General features: G+C 68.4%; 10 protein-coding genes. 4 read left to right on the top strand and 6 right to left on the bottom strand.

Going from position 1 to position 15,746, the window contains the following annotated elements:
* Nucleotides 1–165 precede the first annotated feature (165 nt).
* The 3 genes from ABD768_RS10675 to ABD768_RS10685 all read left to right on the top strand — a co-directional run bounded on the left by ABD768_RS10675 (nucleotide 166) and on the right by ABD768_RS10685 (nucleotide 6,482).
* On the top strand, nucleotides 166–2,916 hold the full coding sequence (locus ABD768_RS10675) for an AAA family ATPase (protein WP_344839883.1): 2,751 nt from the start codon (nucleotides 166–168) through the stop codon (nucleotides 2,914–2,916).
* A 153-nt stretch (nucleotides 2,917–3,069) separates the two neighbouring features.
* The gene (locus ABD768_RS10680) at nucleotides 3,070–4,287 is read left to right on the top strand and encodes a hypothetical protein (RefSeq protein WP_343976763.1); all 1,218 of its coding nucleotides are present in this window, start codon (nucleotides 3,070–3,072) and stop codon (nucleotides 4,285–4,287) included.
* Between the two features lie 29 nt (nucleotides 4,288–4,316).
* A complete protein-coding gene (locus tag ABD768_RS10685; protein ID WP_344839886.1) occupies nucleotides 4,317–6,482 on the top strand; it encodes a hypothetical protein in 2,166 nt (721 codons plus the stop codon).
* A 45-nt stretch (nucleotides 6,483–6,527) separates the two neighbouring features.
* Here ABD768_RS10685 and ABD768_RS10690 read toward each other — a convergent pair whose 3' ends face one another.
* From ABD768_RS10690 to ABD768_RS10715, 6 genes are all read right to left on the bottom strand, one after another.
* Nucleotides 6,528–7,640, bottom strand: a complete 1,113-nt coding sequence (locus tag ABD768_RS10690) for an 8-amino-7-oxononanoate synthase (RefSeq protein WP_343976757.1) — start codon at nucleotides 7,638–7,640, stop codon at nucleotides 6,528–6,530.
* Nucleotides 7,640–8,950, bottom strand: a complete 1,311-nt coding sequence (gene bioA, locus ABD768_RS10695) for an adenosylmethionine--8-amino-7-oxononanoate transaminase (protein ID WP_344839890.1) — start codon at nucleotides 8,948–8,950, stop codon at nucleotides 7,640–7,642. Before bioA ends, ABD768_RS10690 begins: the two co-directional genes overlap by 1 nt.
* A gap of 3 nt (nucleotides 8,951–8,953) precedes the next feature.
* Nucleotides 8,954–9,142 (bottom strand): biotin synthase auxiliary protein BsaP, encoded by a 189-nt coding sequence (bsaP, locus tag ABD768_RS10700; RefSeq protein ID WP_343976751.1) that lies wholly within the window; start codon nucleotides 9,140–9,142, stop codon nucleotides 8,954–8,956.
* Nucleotides 9,139–10,134 (bottom strand): biotin synthase BioB, encoded by a 996-nt coding sequence (gene bioB / locus ABD768_RS10705; RefSeq protein WP_343976748.1) that lies wholly within the window; start codon nucleotides 10,132–10,134, stop codon nucleotides 9,139–9,141. The genes bsaP and bioB overlap by 4 nt, the downstream gene beginning before the upstream one ends.
* Before the next feature lie 687 nt (nucleotides 10,135–10,821).
* Nucleotides 10,822–12,570, bottom strand: coding sequence for a GMC oxidoreductase (locus ABD768_RS10710; RefSeq protein ID WP_344839892.1), 1,749 nt, complete (start codon nucleotides 12,568–12,570; stop codon nucleotides 10,822–10,824).
* The gene (locus ABD768_RS10715) at nucleotides 12,567–14,159 is read right to left on the bottom strand and encodes a succinic semialdehyde dehydrogenase (protein ID WP_343976743.1); all 1,593 of its coding nucleotides are present in this window, start codon (nucleotides 14,157–14,159) and stop codon (nucleotides 12,567–12,569) included. The genes ABD768_RS10710 and ABD768_RS10715 overlap by 4 nt, the downstream gene beginning before the upstream one ends.
* Before the next feature lie 138 nt (nucleotides 14,160–14,297).
* Between ABD768_RS10715 and ABD768_RS10720 the strand changes: the two genes are divergently transcribed.
* On the top strand, nucleotides 14,298–15,737 hold the full coding sequence (locus tag ABD768_RS10720) for a tetratricopeptide repeat protein (RefSeq protein ID WP_343976740.1): 1,440 nt from the start codon (nucleotides 14,298–14,300) through the stop codon (nucleotides 15,735–15,737).
* Nucleotides 15,738–15,746: the final 9 nt, after the last annotated feature.

Below are 15,746 nucleotides of genomic sequence, written 5' to 3' on the forward strand. Positions count from 1 at the left end.
TGCCCAGAGCCCCGGGACCGTTGCCTGGGGCTTCGGCCGGGGCCATCGAGATTTTCTCCGGGATTCCGCGTAACTTCCGGGCACTCTCGATAGTTGATCAAATGACGTGTCGCTTCGGGGGCGCAGGCGGCCGGTCGGTTGCTCCCTCATGGAGTTGAGGCGCCCATGACCCCTGGCACCGCGCAGCGTGCGGACCGAGATTTCGTCGGCCGCACGGATGAGATCGCCCTGCTCGCCGACCTGGCCGGCAAGGTCCGGTTCGGCCAGCACGCGACCGTGGTGATCCAGGGCGCGGCCGGGATCGGCAAGTCCAGCCTGATCCGCCGGTTCCTCACCACCATCGGCGATTTCGCGGTCCTGTCGGCCACCGGCGATCCGGCCGAGTCGCTGCTGGATCTGGGCGTGATCGACCAGTTGCTGCTGCAGACCCCCGCGGACATCCGCGCGCGCACGGCATCGCTCGGCTCCGGCGCACCGGCCGGCGCCAACCCGCTCGCGGTCGGCAGCCAGCTACTGGACGCGCTCGGCGAGCTCCAGCGCCGCAGCCCCGTGGCGCTGGTCGTCGACGACGTCCAGTGGGCCGACCATTCCTCCCTCGAAGCGCTCCGGTTCGTACTTCGCAGGCTGTGGACCGAGCGGCTGATCGTCGTACTGGCCACCCGGACCGGGACAGACCAGTCCCCCGATCCGGCGCTGGAGCGGTTGATCCGCGGGATCCCGGCCGATCTGTCGCTCGAGCTGGCCGGGCTCGACCTGGTGGACGTCAGCGATCTGGCGAGGGCGCTGGCCGGGCGGCAGGTGCCCGCCGGAGTGGCTCGGCGATTCCACTCCTACACCGGTGGGCATCCGCTGATGCTGCGGACGATGCTGAACGAGATCTCGTCCCAGCGGTTCAGCAGCATGGACTGGCGGCTGGCGGTGCCGCCCTCGGTCGACACCGCGATCCGGCAGACGTTCGACAAGTTGCCCAGCGCCTCCAGGTCGTTGCTGGAGGCACTGGCCGTCCTAGGTGGCCGGCCACTGCTGTCCCAGGCTGCCGACGTGGCAGGGCTCGGATCCGCCCACCACGCGCTCGGCCCGGCGATCGAGGCCGGGCTGGCCACCTGGTCCCCCGCAGAACCCGCGGGCCCGGTGGCGATCACCCATGACCTGCAACGCGAAGCGATCTACGGCGCGATGTCACCGGCCCGTCGAAGCCAGCTGCACGAACGTGCCGCGGCCACCGTCGAACCATTCCTCGCCTGGCGGCACCGAGTTGCCGCCGCCGGAACCACGGACGCCACCCTCGCTGCTCAGCTCGAGCAGGCCGCCGAGGACGAGGCAGCCGACGGCGACCACGGAACGGCAGCGACCTTCCTGGACTGGGCAGCCGGCCTGACGCCCTGGAGTCCGCGCAGCGAGCAACTGCTGCTCAGGTCGATGATCCATCTGGTGCTCAGCTCGCGCCGGGGCCGGGCCAAACAGCTGCGCGAGCGAGCCTACCGTTGTGCCCCGAGCGCTCTCCGCTCGTTGGCTCTCGGGCTCTGCGACCTGTACATGACCGGCGACCGCAGCTCCGCCGAGCGCCATCTCCTGCATGCGTTCGGAGCTACCGGAGAGGACACCTGGGTGCACGGCTCGGCCGCGGCCGGGATGGCCGGGGTGAGCGTCTGGCGTGGCCAGGACGACGACGCCCTCGTCTACGCCGAACTCGCGCTCGGCTCGGTCGGCGTACCGGCTCCCCTGCGGGACTATGTGTGTTGCCTGCGCGGGGTGGCCCGGGCCAGGAAGGACGGGTTGCCGGCCGGGCTGGAGGAGTTCCGGTATCTGTCCGAGCATGCGGCCGACATCCCCTCCCGCCACCTGGAGGCGCTGTCCTGCCGCGGGGCGTTGCGGGCGATGGTCGGCCTGGTGGAGGAGGCACAGCGAGACCTGGCCGAGGTCGTACGCCGTCAGGAGGCCGGCGCTCCGATGCTGTCCGGTGTGACCCCGCACTGCTACCTGGCCGCGGTCCAGTACCAGCTCGGCGAGTGGAACGCCTGTGTCCGGACCCTGCGTCGCGCTTCGATGCTCGCGGACGACGACCAGCCGGCGATGAACGACGTCATCCTCTCCTTCGTCGCCTCGATCGTCCCGTCCGCCCGCGGCGACTGGGACACGGCCGACCAACTGGTCCGAACCGCCGTCACCGCTGCTCAACGAGTCGGCGGTCCCCAGGACCTCAAGTACGCCGCGATCGCGGCCGCGCTGTTCCACCAAGCCCGCGGCGACCACTCCGGCGTACTACGAGCGCTCAGCGCCGTCCCCAACCTCCGCAACGGCGGCACCTCCGGCCTGCACGAGTGGTGGAGCCCCTGGTGGCAACCACTCCTCATCGACGCCCTGCAAGCCACCGGCCAACTCCGCGAGGCAGCCTCCGAACTCTCCCTCCTGCGCAAACGCACCACCGCCAGCGTGGTCCTCGCCTCCACCGTCATCCGCCTCTCCGCCCAACAAGCCGCTGCGGAAGGCAACCTCCCCGAGGCAATCGCCCTAGCCGCCCGCCACCTCTCCACCACCATGGAAAGCCGCCCCCGCCTAGCTGACGGCCAGCTCTACCACGCCCACGCCCGGCACCTTCTCCAAGCAGGCAACACATCTGCTGCCACCCAGTGGCTGACCGCCGCAGACCAGTGCTTCACCGCCCTGCTCGCAACCCCCTACCGCGACCGAGCCCGAGCCGACCTCGCGATCCTCACCACCCACCCCGCCGCGATCCCGTCTCCCCAGCTCACCGCCCGCGAACGCGAGGTCGTCGACCTGGTCCTCGACAACCGCACCAACCGCGAGATCGCGGCGACCCTCCACATCACGCCGAAAACCGTCGAGTACCACCTCCGCAACGTCTTCACGCGCCTGGGCATCTCGTCCCGCCGGGACCTCCGCAAGTTCTTCTGACCGCCCGGCCCGGCCGTCCGCCCCATCGGGCATCCGTGCGTGCACGATCTCCGGTCCGACGTCTTCCCCGTCGGTCCAGCCTGCCTGCCGATAGTGATTCATGCCGCCCGGAGCGGCCCGCAGCGCGCGGATCTCGACCGAAGGGAGCACCCCGTGACCGACGCGGAAGCATTCCACTGGCTCACCGACGACCAGCGGCAACAGCTCGAGGACAGCCAGAGCTCGGCCTGGGAGAGGGAGTGGCCGGAGTACTTCGGCAAGTACCTCGACCAGACCTGGCCCAGCTGGGAGAACGAGGGCGACGAGACTCGTCAGGACTGGGTCCAGGAACGCATCCAGTCGATCGCGCTCGGCTGGCTCACCCCGGACCAGCGGACGCAGCTCGACCCGCTGACCGCCGACCGAGGCGACTGGCGCGAATGGCTGCCCCGCCAACTCGACGAGTGGTGGCCCGACTGGTCGAAGGCCGCGCCCACCGAACTCACGAACTGGTTCGACAGCGCGCTCCCCAGCCTCCTTCCCCAGCAGGAGGCGGCGTTCGATGCCCGCGCACTGACCTGGGTTACCGCCGAACAGGCGGCGCAACTGGAGGTCCACACCCCCACCCGCGGCGACTGGCACCAGTGGCTCCCCCTCCAGATGGATACCTGGTGGCTCGACTGGAGCACCGCCCCCGCCGACCAACTAACCCCCTGGCTAACCCAGGCCCTCCCCAGCCTCACCCCAACCCAGCCCACCTCCGACCCACGAGCCCTGGACTGGCTGACCCCAGACCAGCAAACCCACCTCGACTCCCTAACCCCCACCCGAGGCGACTGGCGCCAATGGCTCCCCCTCCAACTAGACACCTGGTGGCCCGGCTGGACCGAAGCCCCACCATCCCAACTAACCCCCTGGCTAGACCAAGCCCTACTCGCCCTCGCCCCCGAGGACACATCGGAAGCCGAAGCCGCCGCGGCCAGTGGCGACACCGGCGTGGAAGGCACGGTGGTCGACGAGATCACGGCCGCCGGCACTCGTCAGCTCGACTGGGTGACAGACGAACAACTGGTCCAGCTGGACGAACTCGCCAAAGACCGCGGCAACTGGCACGAATGGGTACCGCAGGAGCTGGACCAGCGCTGGCCGGGCTGGCAGTCGGAACCTGACGAGGTACTCGTCGAGTGGCTGTCCACGGTCCTGAGCGTTCTGCGCCTGGCGCCCGACAGCGCCGCCGACCTGGACCAGGTCGTCGACACCTTCGTCGCCGACCTGCTCGTTCCTTCGCTGGAGCAACTGGACCGCTCGCTCGTCACCGAACTGTCGCAAGCCGAGGTGGAGCAGGTGCTCGCTGAGATCTTCGAGGAAGAGCTCAGCGAGGCCGAGAACTGAACCGATGAACTCACGATGGGTGGAGCAGCATGAATGACCACACGACGCTGGAAGCTCCGGTCGGCACCGAGGAGGCCAAGGCCGAACTGAAGCAGAAGATCAAGGCCCAGTTGAAGGAAGCCATGGGGAGGACCGGCTTCGAGCTCAAGAACTTCATCCGGATCGTCGGGCCGCTCAACATGGGCCGGGTGATCTCGGCGGGCGCCGCCGACAAGGAGGAGTGGATCGAGGAGATCTACCGGCACCAGTCGATCAAGCATACGGTGAAGACCGGGGACCTGGAGGGTGGCCGGCCAGTCCCCCGGCAGCAGATCCTCGACGATCTGACCGGCCACATGGCGCTGTTTACCCTGCAGAACAGGGTGCTCGACGAGCTGACGAAGGCACTGCGCGGTCTGTCCGATCTCGAGCTGGTACAGGACACCGGCCACGGCCGCGGGTTGCTCATCGCGGTCGGTTATCTCAGCCAGGTCCGCGGCGACACGACCAAATGGCATGGGAAGGCGGCCAGGCTGGTCGAGGCGATCACCGCCGAAGGCGAGCAGCCGGATCCGGATTCGGACGCCCGGGTCGCCTACGCGCGGTACTGGCGGGAGGCCAAGGAGATCGCGGTCGACATCGCCGGCAAGATCGCGACCAGCCAGCAAGACGCCCAGGAAGCACTCGAGTTCGAGGCGATGAAAGCGATCGTCACCGACCCGGACAACCCGAAGTACCAGACCTACCAGGACAGCGCCAAGGCCGGGCTGAAAATCACCGACAACGGGATGGGCGCCCTGGAGACGACCTCCGACGTGATGGCGGACGTGCCAGAGGCCCACGTCAAGACCGCCTCGGTCGGGCTGGCCGCGGCGGTCAGCGTGCTGACGGTGCTCAAGGTCGACTTCGACCGGCTGGTCAAGTCGTCGGCGTCGAGTCTGGACGTCGCGCAGTACAAGAAGAAGGAGAACGTCGGTGCGGCCTACATCGCGCTGGACAAGAAGCCGATGCTGATCGCCGAGATGCTCGCCCGCAAGCGGGTCAGCGACGCCGACTACGTGCTCAGCAAGGTCGCCGACCCGGTGATCCGGGAGCTGGCCCCGTTCGCGCCGCCGATGGTGGTCTCCACGTTGTGGGAGGGCATCCGGGAGACGATCGTTAAGACGGTCGACGAGCACGAGCAGAAGCGGATCGAGATCGCCAAGGTCAAGCTCGGGCTGAAGGAGAAGGAGGCGGACTGGTCCGACCTGACGCTGGAGGAATCGGCCAAGCGGCTCGCCGGCATCGTCGGCGACACCGGCGAGGGGATGCTCGACGATCTCGAGGAGACCATCACCTCGAACGTCTTCACGTTACTCAACCCGGTGGAGCTGGCGGCCGGTACGGCGATCCGCGCGCTGGCCGGCCGGATCGCGAAGATCATCGCGTCGGCGATCCCGGCCACCGCGGCCCAGGACGTCGACGGCGGCAAGCTCTACGGCCGGATCGAGGCGATCACCGGCGCGCTCAAACGGGCGCTGCCGCAGGGCAAGGCGACGGCCGGACCACCCACCTGCCCGACGACGACGGACGAAGGGGTCCGGGTCGAGACGGTTCTGTCGCGGCAGCTGACCGGCGAGCTGAACGGTCAGCCCTGCTGGCTGGTCCGGCTGGTCAGTGGTGCCCGAGGGCATCTGTACGCGATGGACCGGACGTTCATCCCGCTTCCCGCGGGGGATCCCCAAGCCGACGTGGAGATTCCCGCCACCGACCACCTCGGCCGCTCGTTCGTCTGGATCGTGCCGGACACCAAGCCTGCCGGGAACGGCGGGATGTTCGGCCGAAACGTGCACGCCGCCTTCAAGGCCCGGATCGGCACCGTCGTGGGCAAGGTCGAGAAGCGGACCAAGGCCGGCACCAACGCCGCGTTCTACTTCACCGCCGAGAACGTGTCGGACGACAGCTACGACACCTGGTCGCGCCGGGTCGTATTCGACGGCGTCAGTGGCGAGGAGCCAGGCGGCTACTACGACCGGGACAGCGGCGACCGGGTCGAGGGCACCTGGTATCAGCCGTGGAGCGGCGCGAACCGATACCTGTTCGTCGCAAAGGACGGGACCTGCAACTGGGCACAAGGTGGCGATCCGGTCGGCAACCGGCCGGGCACCAAGGTGCACACCGCGCTGGCCAAGATCCGCTACGACAGCTCGTTCAACCTCGACTCAGTGGCGTTCTGAACTGGCCCCCTGGCCGCTGGAGCCCGGTCGGTCAGTCGGCCGGGCTCAGCGGATCGCGCTGCTGATGATGGCACAGGCCCGGTCGACGTCCGCGGTCGAGAGATCCGCACGGGCGGTCAGCCGAAGGCGGCTGATGCCGTCGGGTACCGACGGTGGCCGGAACACCCCGACCCGTACGCCGGCTGCGAGGCACACCTCTGCGGCCGCGACCGCCTCTCGCGGCCCGGGCATCGGTACGGACACGACGGCCCCCGAAGACGGCATGACTTCGCATGCTTCGGCCAGTCGCGCCGCGGTCTCGTGGATCCGTCGGGGGCGGGCGGGCTCGCCCTGCAGAATCCTCAGGGCGGCTAGGGCTGCGGCGCAGGCGGCTGGGTTTAGGGCGGTGTCGAAGATGAAGGGGCGGGCGCGGTTGATCAGGTGGTCGCGCAGGATGGTGGGGCCCAGGACTGCGCCGCCTTGGCTGGCCATGGCTTTGGACAAGGTCATGGTGACCAGGACGTGGTCGAGGCCGGCTAGGTCTGCGGCTGCTACTGAGCCGCGGCCGTTGCCAGTGACGCCTAGGCCGTGCGCTTCGTCTACGAGTAGGAGCGCGTTGTGCTTGAGGGCCAGGGCGGCCAGGGCCTCAAGGGGTGCAGCGTCGCCCAGGACGCTGTAGACGGATTCGACCAGCACGATGGCGTGTGGTTCTTTGCGTTCGGCTAGTACTTTGCCGATGGAGTCGAGGTCGCTGTGGGGGACGACCTCCACTCGCGAGCGTGCCAGGCGGCAGGCGTCGACGATCGACGCGTGGACGTGCTCGTCGGAAACGAGCAGGGTGCCGGGGCCGCCCAGTGCGGTGATGATGCCTAGGTTGGCCAAGTAGCCGGAGGAGAAGACCAGGCCGGCTTCGTGGCCGGTGTAGGCGGCCAGTTCCGACTCGAGTTCGGCGTGCAGTTCCGTAGTACCGGTCACCAGTCGGGAGGCTGTTGAGCCGGTGCCCCACTCGCGGACGGCAGCTACGGCCGCCTCCACCACGCGTGGGTCACGCGCCAGGCCGAGATAGTCGTTGCCGGCCAGGTCGATCAGTACTTCGTCAGCCGGCCGCGGGCGGAGCCGGCGGGTCAGGCCGCGGGACTCGAGAGCGGCCGCCTTCGGGGCCAGCCAGTCCTCCAACATCAGTTGCCCTCGGCAATTGCTTCGGTGATCGCGGAGGTGATCGTGGCGATGTCCTCATCGGTACTGACGTACGGCGGCATCGTGTAGACGAGATCCCGGAAAGGTCTGACCCAGACGCCTCGACGCAGTACCGCGTCGGTCATGCGCTTCAAGTCGACCGGGCCGGCCAGCTGGACGACACCGACGGCGCCGAGCACCCGGACGTCTTTCACGCCAGGCAACGCAGCAGCTGGGGCGAGGCCGGAGGTCAGACCGGCGGAGATCTCCCCCACCCGCTCAGCCCAGTCCTGGGACAACAGCAAGTCGATGCTCGCCAACGACACCGCGCAGGCGAGTGGGTTGGCCATGAAGGTGGGGCCGTGCATGAGGGCGCCGCCGGGACCACTCGAGACAGTGTGGGCGACCTCTGTGGTGCAGAGGGTGGCTGCCATGGAGAGGTAGCCGCCGGTGAGGGCCTTGCCTACGCAGAGGATGTCGGGGGCGACATCGGCATGCTCGGAGGCGAAGAGAGTGCCGGTGCGGCCGAATCCGGTGGCGATCTCGTCGAGGATGAGCAGGAAGCCGTGCTCGTCGGCCAGTTCGCGCAGCAACTTCAAGCAAGCAGGGCTGTACGGATACATCCCACCCGCCCCCTGCAGGATCGGCTCGACGATGATCGCCGCCACCTGTTCCCGGTACTCCGCAGCCAGCGCGCGCATCGAAGCAGCCCAAGCCAAGTACTCCGGGTCATCCTCCGCCCGCGAGAACCCAGCCGGCGGCTGCGGCCCGAAGACCTGCTCCTTCAGCGCCCCCGTGAACAGCGAATGCATCCCGTTCACCGGATCGCACACGCTCATCGGCGCGAACGTATCCCCGTGATACCCACCCCGGACGGTCAGCATCCGCGTCCGCCCGTTGTTGCCCCGCGCAACCTGATACTGCAGCGCCAGCTTGATCGCGACCTCGACCGACACCGACCCCGAGTCGCAGAAGAACACATGCCGGATCGGCTCCGGCGCGATCTCCACCAGCCGGTCCGCCAGCCGCACAGCCGGCTCATGCGTGAGCCCACCGAACATCACATGGCTGAACGAGTCGACCTGCGCCTTCAGCGCCGCATCCAGCACCGGGTGCCGATATCCGTGGATCATGCACCACCACGAAGCCATCGCATCGATCGCCTCGACGGTCCCACCGGACCCGTCATCCAACTGCAGCCGCACCCCCGACGCCCCGCGCACGAGATGCATCGGCGCCGGCTCCGTCAACGACGAGTACGGATGCCACAACGTCGCCGCATCCCGCCCGAGCACTTCCTCAGCCGACCACATAGGTCAACCCGCCAGTTCGCCGTGGACGGAGCACTTGGCGGTCCAGCCCATCGGGTGCACCTGGACGATCATCCGCCGCCGGCACTCCGCGCAGTACCGCGGCGGTTCCATCGCCAGCGCGCGACGGCAGTCCGAGTGACTGCCGTCGGCGGCGTCACGGCCGCAGTGGCCGCAGTAGAGCAGAGTGGTCATAGCGTCTTCTGGAGTTCCTTCACCGGCATCTTCAGGTCGGCCAGCAGGTCCAGGTCTGCGGTAGCCGGACGGCCCAGGGTCGTCAGGTAGTTGCCGACGATGACGGCGTTGATGCCGCCGAGCAGGCCCTCGCGGGTGCCGAGGTCGCCCAGCGTCAGCTCACGGCCGCCCGCGTACCGAAGTACCGTCTTCGGCATCGCCAGCCGGAACGCGGCGATCGTCCGCAGCGCATCCTTGCCCGCCATGATCTCCATGTCGCCGAACGGAGTGCCCGGACGCGGGTTCAGGAAGTTCAGCGGTACTTCGTGAGGCTCCAGCTCAGCCAGCTGCGCCGCCAGCTCCGCGCGCTGCTCGAGCGACTCGCCCATCCCGACCAGGCCGCCGCAGCACAGCTCCATGCCGGACTCGCGAACCATCAGGCAGGTGTCCCAGCGCTCTTCGAACGAGTGCGTGGTGACCACGTCGCCGAAGTATGAGCGGGCCGACTCCAGGTTGTGGTTGTACCGGTGCACGCCCATCGCCTTGAGCTCGTCCACCTGCTCCTGGGTCAGCATGCCGAGCGAGCAGGCGATGTTGATGTCGACCTCGGCGTTGATCGCCTCGATGCCGGCCTTCACCTGCGACATCAGCCGGGCGTCCGGGCCACGGACCGCGGCGACGATGCAGAACTCGGTCGCGCCGGTCTTCGCCGTCTCCTTCGCGGCCTCGACCAGCTCGGGGATGTTCAGCCAGACCGAGCGGACCGGCGAGGTGAACTGGCCGGACTGCGAGCAGAAGTGGCAGTCCTCCGGGCAGCCGCCGGTCTTCAGGGAGATGATCCCCTCGACCTCGACCTCTTCACCGCACCACTTGACCCGTACTTCGTGCGCGAGCGCCAGCAGGTCGTCGAGTTGTTCGTCCGGCGATCGCAGGACCTCGACCAGCTGCTCCTGGGTGAGGCCGATCCCTCGCTCCAGAACCTGCTCACGCGCCACATCGAGGATGTCGTTCATGGTTCTCCTGCCTCATCGAACGGTCGGCCCACAGTAAGCCAGGTCCCCACCGGCCGCTGCGAGCGGTATCACCCCGCAGAAAAAACTTTTGGCCAATCTCGTAACCCCTTGTGAGTGGCCTCGTTGATGTGTGCAGAGGCGGTGATCGCAAGAACACCGCTTCCGGTTACGAGGAGCGACTGCAAGGTCGCACATTACGAACAGCACGCAGAGTGATTACGGTCACCGCGAGCAGGTCAAAATGGCTCGGATCGGTAGTAGAGTGAGGACCACGAACTCGGGTCGCCGGCTATGGTCGGTGACCCGATCCCAAAGCGCCGGGCGCCTCACCCCGGCTTGAGTGAGCCCCTCGGGAAACGATTTGGGCGGAAACGTTCCCGAGGGGCTTGCTCCCTTTTACGGCACCAACCAAACCCTCAGAACCTCATTCTGAGGGTTTTTCACTTTCCCCCCAGTGCATTCCAGTCCCGCGACCCTCTCTGGTCACGGGACTTTGTCATCACTGCGTCACGGTTTCATTACAACCCGCTGCCCCACCGTCCCCCGAACAGCCCACCTAACCGTTCCCGGGGAGGAACTTGTCCGGGGGCGGGGAGTGTTCTAGCCCGATCCCGGTGCATTTCCCTCCCCAGTCGGCCAAGTCCTCTTGGCGCGGAGCGGTGGGTAGCCGCGTCCGGCCGACGTGGGTCAGCGGGTGGTGGTGGCGCCCGGCTTGTCAGGCTGGGTGGGGGTGGCGCCTGGCTTGTCAGGGTGGGTGATGGTGACGATGGGCAGGCGGAGTGCCGCCGGGGCATCGACGGGTACCACTGGGTTGGCCGGTGCGACCGGTGTCAGCCGCTGGTACTCCGAACCCAGGGCCGGTCGCGAGTCCTCCTCGCCCTTGTTCGGCCAGAACGCCAGCGCCCGCTCCGCCTGGGCGGTGATCGTCAGGGACGGGTTCACCCCGAGGTTCGCCGAGATGGTCGAGCCGTCGACGATGTGCAGCCCGTCGTACCCGTAGACCCGGTGGTACGGATCCACCACCCCGGTCGCGGCCGAGTCGCCGATCGCGCAGCCGCCGATGAAGTGCGCGGTCATCGGCACGTTGAACGGCTCGCCGATCGTGCCGCCCGGCGTCCCGCCCATCAGCTTCGCCATCCGCCGGACCACCTCGTTGGCGACCGGGATCCAGGACGGGTTCGGGGCGCCGTGGCCCTGTTTCGAGGTCAGCTTCCAGCGGCCGAGCCGGTCGCGCTTGCCGTAGGTGGTGATCGAGTTGTCCGCGGTCTGCATCACCAGCGCGATCACGGTCCGCTCGGACCAGTGCTTCAGGTCGTACAGCCGGCGCAGGTTCTTGCGCTGCAGCGCCATCTCGCGCAGCCAGGTCCGCCAGCGCGGCTTGTCGCCACCGCCGTCGGTCAGCACGGTCTGCAACAGCGACATCGCGTTGCTGCCGCGGCCGTACCGGACCGGCTCGATGTGGGTGATGTCGTCGGGGTGGAAGGACGAGGTGATCGCCACGCCCTTGGTGTAGTCGACCGACTTGTCCCGGGCGATTGCCCCGAGCAACGACTCCGAGTTGGTCCGGGTCAGTACGCCGAGCCGGTCGGACAGGTGCGGCAGCTTGCCCTCGTCACGCAGCCGGTGCAGGAGCTTCGCGGTGCCGAGGGCGGAGGCAGCGAAGATCACCTGCTGGGCCGTGAACTTGCGGGTCGCCTTCTTGTTCGACGTCCGCCGCGTCTCGATCGCGTAGCCGCCACCGGGCAGCTCCTCGACCGACGTCACCGTGGTCATCGGGTACACCTGCGCGCCGGCCTTCTCGGCCAGGTACAGGTAGTTCTTGGTGAGCGTGTTCTTCGCGTTGTGCCGGCACCCGGTCATGCACTCGCCACAGTCGATACAGCCGGTACGCCGGGGTCCCGCGCCGCCGAAGAAGGGGTCGTCCACCTCGACGCCGGGCTCGCCGAAGAACACGCCGACCGGCGTCGGGTGGAAGGTGTCGCCGACGCCCATGTCGTCCGCGACCTGCTTCATCACCTTGTCGGCCGGGGTGAAGCCGGGATAGGTGGTGACGCCGAGCATGCGCTTGGCCTGGTCGTAGTACGGGGCGAGCTCGGTCTTCCAGTCGGTGATGTGCGCCCACTGCTTGTCGGCGTAGAAGGCGGGCAGCGGCTCGTACAAGGTATTGGCGTAGACGAGGCTGCCGCCGCCGACTCCGGCGCCGGACAGGATGATCACGTCGCGCAGCGCGCTGATCCGCTGGATGCCGTACCAGCCCAGCTTCGGCGCGAACAGGAACCGGCTCTTGTCCCAGGAGTTCTTCGCGAACCCCTGGTCCTCGTACCGCGCGCCGGCTTCCAGGACCCCGACGTCATACCCCTTCTCGACCAGCCTCAGCGCTGAAACACTGCCACCGAAACCGGAGCCGATGATCAGGACGTCGTGGTCGAAACTCATGCGCGACCCAGTTTCTTCAGCACCCGCAGGGCGCCGGTCATCAGCTCGGCGTAGGCCTCGTCCTTGAGTCCGTGCGAGGCGGCGATCGGCAGGACGCGCTGGGTGGCGATCGCCTGCGGGTCGACGTACCGGCGGATGCCTTCGGCGCCCTGGCGGCGGCCCAAGCCGGAGGAGCGCATGCCGCCCATCGGGGTGTCGATCGAGCCGAAGGTCGCGGCGTAGCCCTCGTTGACGTTGACCGTGCCGGCCACCAGCTGGGCAGCGATCGCGCGGCCGCGGCGGCCGTCCTTGGTCCAGACGCTCGCGTTCAGCCCGTACTCGCCCTCGTTGGCCCGCTCGATCGCCTCCGCCTCGTCGGAGAACCGGTAGACCGACACCAGCGGCCCAAAGGTCTCGTTGTCGAAGCACTCCATCTCCGGCGTCACGCCGGACAGCACGGTCGGCTCGTAGAAGAGCGGGCCGATGTCCGGCCGCGCCTTGCCACCGGCCAGTACGACGGCGCCGTGCTCGCGGGCGTTGTCGACGTGCCGGCTGACCGTCTCGAGCTGGGCCTTGGAGATGAGCGAGCCCATGTCGACGTCCCAGCCGGTGCCGGCCGAGAGCTTGAGCTTCTTCACCCGGTCGATGAACGCGGTGACGAACGCGTCGTAGATCTGGTCGGCGACGTAGAGCCGTTCCATCGAGACGCAGAGTTGGCCGGCGCTGGCGAAGCAGGCCCGGACGGCGCCCTCGGCTGCTCGGTGGACGTCGGCGTCGCGGAGTACGAGCATCGGGTTCTTGCCACCCAGCTCGAGGCTGCAGCCGATCAGGCGCTCGCCGGCCTGCTGGGCGACGAGCTTGCCGGTCTTGGTCGAGCCGGTGAAGCAGACGTAGTCGGTGTTCTGGATGATCGCGCCGCCGACGGTCGGGCCGTCGCCGTTCACCGGCTGCCAGGCATCACGTGGGAGACCGGCTTCGTACAGCAGCTCGATCGCGCGCAGAGCCGTCAGCGGCGTCTGGCTGTCGGGTTTGTGGACGACCGTGTTGCCGGCCATGATCGCCGGGATGCCGTCGGCCATCGCCATGCTGAGCGGGTAGTTCCAGGGCGAGATGATGCCGACGACACCCTTGGGGACGAACCGCTGCTCGGCGCGGGTGAGCACCGGGAACATGCCGAGTTTGCGTTGTGGGGCGAGCAGTTCGGCGCCCTTGCGGCCGTAGTACCGGGCGGTCAGCGCTACGTGCGCGACCTCCTCGAAGGCTTGTTTGCGGGCCTTGCCGGACTCGGTGATCACCAGGTCGACGAGTTCGTGGCGGTGGTCCAGGACGAGGTCGTGGTACCGCAGCAGGATGGCCGAGCGGTCGGCGATCGACGTGCCCTTCCAGCTCCGCTGCGTCTTGCGCGCGGACCTGACCGCCCGCACCACGTCGTCCGGACCGGACACCGGCAACTCGGCAACCGGTTGCCCGGTCGCCGGCGCATAGGAGGTGCGCGTACCCGCCGTGGCGCGCAACAGACCGGCCAGCCGACGGATGACCGATTGGTCGGTCGCGTACGACGCGGTCGGGTCGAGCTCGGGGTCGGCAGGGATCGAGGTCTGCTCGCTCATCCACCCAGGCTACCTGCCGGTAACAGCTCGTGTCAGTACTTTGCCACGGCACCGATGTAACGGTCCTGAACGTGCGCGATCGGCGGGACTTTGGCGCTAGGGTGAGCGATTGAACCTGTGAAGGGGTGGAACGTAAAGATGGTGGACAGCGGGGGGCTCTGGACGCCCCCTGAGGACGAGCTCGGTGAGGCTCTGCAGACGGCCCAGGTGCTGATCGAGGAGGGTCGCGCCGACGAGGCCGGGCCGTACCAGCAACGCGTCATCGAGCTGGCCAGGGAGCGCGCCGGGGATCGCCCGGATCACTACGAGGCCAAGCATCTGATGGCGGCGACGCAGTACGAGCTGGCCGGGTCGCTGAACGCCTCGGGCCGGCACGAGGAAGCGCTTGCAGCTCTGCACGAGGCCCAGCTGGGCTACACGGAGCTGAGCGACGCCGACGTACTCGACTGCACCTCGTTCCTCGCCGACGTGCGTGCGCGACGCGCGATGACGCAGGCGCATCGCGGGTACGGAGCGACCGCGGTACTGGAGATGGACGGCGCGGTGATCGCGTACGGCCAGCTGGTCGGCGGTCCCGACGGCCTCCTGCACCAACCGGACTTCGCCCGGGTGCTCGCGATGAACGCGCTCGTGCTGCGCCGGTACGGCGATCCCGACCTCGCTGTCGCATCCGCCGACGCGGCGACCCAGTTGTTCCTGCAACTGGCCGATCAGATCAACGCGAGCTCGCAGTCCCTGTCATACGCGCGCTACCTCTGTTCGGCGGCAGCCGTCTCGGCCGACATCCATGCCGCTGAGGGTCGGCTGGACCTCGCGCTGGAGGCCGACGAGATCGGGCTGAGCACCGCGGACACCCTGGCCGATTCGGAGTCGGCGACGGACCTGCGCACCCTCGTCTCCGCCCTGACCCGCAAGGGCAAGCACCTCGCCATCGCCGGCCGGGTGCTCGAAGGCGAGAACTGCGTGCGGACCGCGTTCGCGACCGACCCGACGACGGCCGCGCTCGTCACCGAGGAGCTCGAGCGCGGCGTACCGCCGTCGTTGACGACCGCGCTGGAGACGGCAGAGATCAAGCTCGGTCCGTACGAGCAGTACCACCGACTCCTCGCCCTGAGCCAGCCCGCGCCGGGGATGACGCTGGCGACGGTGTCCGGGCGGACCGATCCGGAGTCGGCCGCGGTACGGGCCACCGAGCTCGCCGAGCTGGTCCGTCCGTTGCTCGCGCACGACGCCGAGACGGCGCTGACGCTCGGGCTGGAGGCGCATTATCTCTTCGCGATCTCGTCGGAGCGTGAGTCGCAGCGGATGCGCTACGAGACGAGCACCTATGCGCCGGTCTGGGCGAAGGTGCTGCTCGACATCTCCGGGGCGTACCACGCGAGCGGCCAGACCGAGATGGCGCTCGACCTGGCCGGCTGGAGCGCCGAGGTGGCGACCGCGCTGATCCCGTTCACGATGACGGATCTCGAGATGAAGATCCTGGCCGGCGACTGCCTGCGCCACCACGGTGACCTGCTGGCCGCGAAGGGTGACTTCACCGCTTCGCAGCACGCGCACGAGGCGGCCGCCCAGCTGTAACCATTGACC

It is taken from the genome of Kribbella ginsengisoli, from assembly GCF_039537185.1.
GTDB lineage: Bacteria > Actinomycetota > Actinomycetes > Propionibacteriales > Kribbellaceae > Kribbella > Kribbella koreensis.